Below are 4,309 nucleotides of genomic sequence, written 5' to 3' on the forward strand. Positions count from 1 at the left end.
CTCGGAACTGGAGCTGGCAAGATGAAGTGCAATTGAACCCCGACCGGGCTATTGAGCCTAAAACAAGCGAGGAATTACAGGTCGCTTAAATCGTAAAAACATCTCAACTATCTTGACAATTACCGACTTCGGCGCTTTGATCACACCAGTTCAGCGCTGCTTTAATTTCCTGCCACATCAGGGCGTTGAGCGAATTGGCTTTTTTAGGGCGATTCAGCGTGACAAGGGCGATGGCGTTGCTGACATTCACTTCAATCGTTTCGTATTGCATGGGGCGTCCTTTTTTAATAGAAGCTTGCAGTGGTATTAAATTGTTGTGAAAGGCTTAATCGCGCTTTTTAGGCAACCACGCCCAGACCATTTCGCACTGAATAGGCGCTTCGCCAGATTCATCGCTGATCTCTACATTTACAGAAAAATTACCTTTTTCTGTGCTGTGTAATAGCTCGATTTGCTCATTGCTTAAGGTGGCCACGGCACGCATATCGCCCTGCGAGCGTTTCTGGTAATCCACATGCATGGATTTAAGCAGCAGCAGTTTATCGTCCGGCACATTCATGCCCATCACAAAGCCGGTGCTGGTTTCGGCCAGCAGCGCCATCGCCGCAGCGTGCACGCCTTTAATATGGTTTTGCACCTTGCGGCGGTTTTTAATGGAGACAACCAGCCGCGCCGCGCCGACTTCTTCAAACTGCACTGAGGCCGTGGCTAAAAACGGCACGATGCGGCCAAACAGGCGGGTGAGAATAAAGCTGCGTAAGCCTTGTGGTAGATTGGCCGTTTTGGCGGCAATACGGCTCATTTTATTGAGTGGGCGGGTCATCTGGGTGGCCTTATCTGGCTGGAGTAGAAGATAAAATAGCAAGAAACCGCGCCGCTTGTGACCGGAATATCCCGCCTTTACAAACGATCGTTTTAATGTAGTGTTTTGTCGCAGAGCTTACGGTGGTGTTTTAAACGCAATAAGCTGGTCAGGGTGTGGCGAAGCAAGGCAGGGCCGCTCCGTTACATTACGCTTGCTCTGAGTTGTAAGGGTTTGACTCCAAAGTACTGGTAAAAGCGACTGCTAAAGCGGGAGGCAGAGGCATAGCCGCATTGGCTCGCTATTTGTCCAATCGGCTGTTTGCTGGTTTGAATCATGCCTAGTGCGGTATTTAATCTGACTTGCTCAAGTATTTTGCGAAACGAGCTGCCCTCCTGCCCAAGCTGGCGGCGCAGCGTGGATGGCCCCATTTGCAAATGCTGTGCCATCTCTTCCACCGTCCATTCTTTGCCTGGCTGAAATAAAACCAGTTGCTGAACCCGTGTGACGACGGGGGAGTGACGGTCAATAAACAGTGCGCCGCCCAATCCTGCAAGCACCAGCCCCAGCAATAAACCCAGGGCCCGATGTTCTAGCAGCTCGATCACTTCGCCCTTCTGGCTGGCGGTAAAAAGCTCATCCCATAGTTGGGCAATGACGGGGGTGAGCTTGGCGCATAGCGCCGTGGATTGCAGAGCATGGACAGCCTCAGGATAGGCGCTGCGGCAAGCTTGCATGATCTTTGGGTCTAGTTGCAGCACTTCGCAAACATAGCCATGCGCATCGGGCTGATTGGACAGGCTCATTTCCATACCTGCGGGCACAATGACGATGTCTCCGCTGCGGGCAATCTGCGTTTGCTCGTTCAAGTAAATATGCTTGGCGCCATGGCGCACCCGCATCAGCGTAAATTGCAGAAAGCACACTTTGCGTAAGGACTGCGTGGCTTTGGCCTGAACAACACACTGCTGAATACTACGGCTTGTAAGCTGGCTCATTCAGGCTTCCGTTTGATTAATTGAGGATCGTTTGGTTAAGCGCGGAGCCAGCCTGCGATCTTATTTTTTTCGCTGATACGTGGCGATCAGTTGAGCGGTGCCTAGCTTGTGTTGGTTCAGCATATAGCCAACTAATGCACCGCTGGCTTGGGCATCAAGAGGCAGCTGTTCAATATCCAAAGCCCAGATGGTATGGATATAACGGTGAGCGGGGTCTCCGGCGGGTGGGCATGCACCACCAAAACCTGCTGAGCCATAGTCGGTACGTGTTTCCAGTGCGCCCTTAGGAGTACTGCCCGTGGCTACAGATGTCGTATTTGCCGGGATGTTAATCACACTCCAGTGCCACCAACCGCTGCCCGTTGGTGCGTCTGGATCAAATACCGTAATGGCAAAACTTTTGGTTCCTGCTGGCGCATTTTGCCATTGTAGCTGGGGGGAGAGGTTTGCTCCGCTGCAGCCAAAGCCATTAAATTCTTGCTGGGCCGACATTGGTGTGCCGGCCTTGATATCTGAGCTATGAACACTAAAATCAGCGGCAAAAACAGTTTGGCTAATCAGTAAGGCGGTTAATAGCATGGCTTTCATGGTGAGGCTCCTTGTAGAGCCCTCATCATATAAAATCTTGTGTGTTCATTTTATCCTTAAACGCTCTATTTTTAGCTGATTTCGCTCTGATCGTGCCATTTTCGAATAAAAGCAGGTTCGATTGCCGATTCGGCTTTGGGCAAAAGCGGCTCACTTTGCATCAAGTTTACAAAGCATTCAAATACAGTGAAGCCTCTTGCGAAGGCAAGGCGCGGCGGCCAAATGCGAGCACGGCATCGCTGATCCGCTTGGCTTCCTGCGTTTGTTTTTGCCAGTGATGCCAATACAGCGGGATATGAATACGCTCGCTGCTGGCCAGCTCAATAATTTTGCCTGATGCAATGGCAGGCTTGGCCTGGGCGTAAGGAATTGCTGCGTAAGCCAGGCCAAAGCACACCGCATCAAACAGCGCATGGCTTTCAGGAATCTGATGGCAGGGGAAGTGATCATCCATAATGCCGTAACGCTCACCTAACCAGCGTTTGTGCAGGGAATCGCGGTTGCCAAAAATAGCCGTTGGCGCATGCATCAGCGCGGTTTGGGTAAAACCCTGGGCGAAATGGCGCTCTGCAAAAGCAGGCGTTGCCACAAACACATAGGGCATGCTGCCCAGGCTTTGTACGGCGCAGCCGGTTACCGCGCTGGGCTGGGTGCTGATGCAGCCCGCCACATCGCCAGCGCGGAGCAAATCCAGCGTATAGCCTTCGTCATCAATCACGCATTCCAGCAATAAACGCTCGCTTTCTAACAGCGGGGCCAGCGCATCCAGTAAACCAATCGCCAGGCTGTCAGCATTTACGCCAAGGCGCACGCTCTGCCAATCCTGCTCCTTAAAATCGATTTGCTCGGCAAGGGCTGCCTCTAATTGGCGCACCTGGCGAAAATGCACAATCAGCTTTTCACCCGCGCGCGTGGCGTGCACCGGGCTTTCACGCACCACCAATACTTTGCCCAGTTTTTCTTCCAGCGATTTAATGCGCTGCGATACGGCCGACTGCGTTAAAAACAGGCGCTTGGCAGCCCGCTCAAAACTGCTTTCACGCACCACCATGTCCAGCGCTTCAAGTAATTTGTAGTCAAGCATCAGTTTGGCTTATGCAACATAAGAATTGCTTGTTTTACCATAAATCAAGCATGTGTTTGAATGCTAAATAACAAGGGAATACAAAACAGTTGTTAACTAAAGAATAAACCGCTGCTTAATGATTTATCCGGATGATGAGAAAATGAATACCCTATTAAATGATGGAACAACACTAACCATACGCCAGGCTGATTTAAATGACTTGCACGAAATCTGGCGTTTATGGGGCGCATGGGCCTTGTTTGATGAATATCGCCAGCATTTTAATCAAAAGGCAGATTTAGAAGCAGGGCATCAATACTTGGTAGAGCGCTTAAAAGCAGGCGATTCCGTATTGTTTACCGCATGTGAAGGCACAAAAACCGTTGGTTTTGCCCAGCTGTATTGGAATTTATCTTCATTGCGTATGCAGAAAACATTGCTGCTTAATGATTTATTTGTAACCAAAGATGCCCGTGGCCGTGGCGTTGGCCGTGCATTAATCAAAGCCGCAGAAGACTTCGCCGCCACGCATCATGTGGGCTATATGGAAATGGAATCTGAAGCGAGTGAAGCCAAAGCATTAACGCTGTATCAGGATGCTGGCTGGAAACCTAATCGTAATTATGTGGTTTATGAGCGCCAATTGCGGGCGGCATAAGCAGAATGTTTGTCGTTTTTTAATAAGCATAAAAAGCCACGATTGATTGAACTGACCCCAATTAGTTGGGCAGTATAAAAGCTAGGCGCTCAAGGGCTGGGTTCTGTATTGCACAGGACTCAGCCCTTTTAACTTCAGTTTGATTCGGTCGTGGTTATAGTAATGGATGTAATCCACGATGCCTTGCTCTAGTTGCT

Annotated in this window: 7 protein-coding genes; 1 reads left to right on the forward strand and 6 read right to left on the reverse strand. The window is 50.2% G+C overall.

Going from position 1 to position 4,309, the window contains the following annotated elements; genetic code table 11:
• Positions 1–103 precede the first annotated feature (103 nt).
• The 5 genes from CSQ88_RS22860 to CSQ88_RS21910 form a co-directional block, all read right to left on the reverse strand.
• Positions 104–271, reverse strand: a complete 168-nt coding sequence (locus CSQ88_RS22860; RefSeq protein WP_143449565.1) for an enoyl-CoA hydratase-related protein — start codon at positions 269–271, stop codon at positions 104–106.
• 54 nt (positions 272–325) lie between these two features.
• Positions 326–823, reverse strand: a complete 498-nt coding sequence (locus CSQ88_RS21895; protein ID WP_099400181.1) for a DUF4442 domain-containing protein — start codon at positions 821–823, stop codon at positions 326–328.
• A 182-nt stretch (positions 824–1,005) separates the two neighbouring features.
• A complete protein-coding gene (locus CSQ88_RS21900; protein WP_099400182.1) occupies positions 1,006–1,800 on the reverse strand; it encodes a helix-turn-helix transcriptional regulator in 795 nt (264 codons plus the stop codon).
• A 60-nt stretch (positions 1,801–1,860) separates the two neighbouring features.
• Positions 1,861–2,388 carry a YbhB/YbcL family Raf kinase inhibitor-like protein gene (locus CSQ88_RS21905; RefSeq protein ID WP_099400183.1) on the reverse strand — a complete coding sequence of 176 codons (528 nt, stop codon included), beginning with the start codon at positions 2,386–2,388 and terminating at the stop codon, positions 1,861–1,863.
• A gap of 166 nt (positions 2,389–2,554) precedes the next feature.
• A complete protein-coding gene (locus tag CSQ88_RS21910; RefSeq protein WP_099400184.1) occupies positions 2,555–3,472 on the reverse strand; it encodes a LysR family transcriptional regulator ArgP in 918 nt (305 codons plus the stop codon).
• Between the two features lie 142 nt (positions 3,473–3,614).
• Between CSQ88_RS21910 and CSQ88_RS21915 the strand changes: the two genes are divergently transcribed.
• Complete coding sequence (locus tag CSQ88_RS21915) at positions 3,615–4,112, forward strand: GNAT family N-acetyltransferase (RefSeq protein ID WP_180273772.1); 498 nt, start codon at positions 3,615–3,617, stop codon at positions 4,110–4,112.
• 81 nt (positions 4,113–4,193) lie between these two features.
• Here the strand turns inward: CSQ88_RS21915 and CSQ88_RS21920 are convergent.
• On the reverse strand, positions 4,194–4,309 hold a 116-nt coding region (locus tag CSQ88_RS21920), incomplete at its 5' end, for an IS3 family transposase (protein WP_143449567.1).

The sequence above is a fragment of the Iodobacter sp. BJB302 genome, assembly GCF_002735645.1.
GTDB lineage: Bacteria > Pseudomonadota > Gammaproteobacteria > Burkholderiales > Chitinibacteraceae > Iodobacter.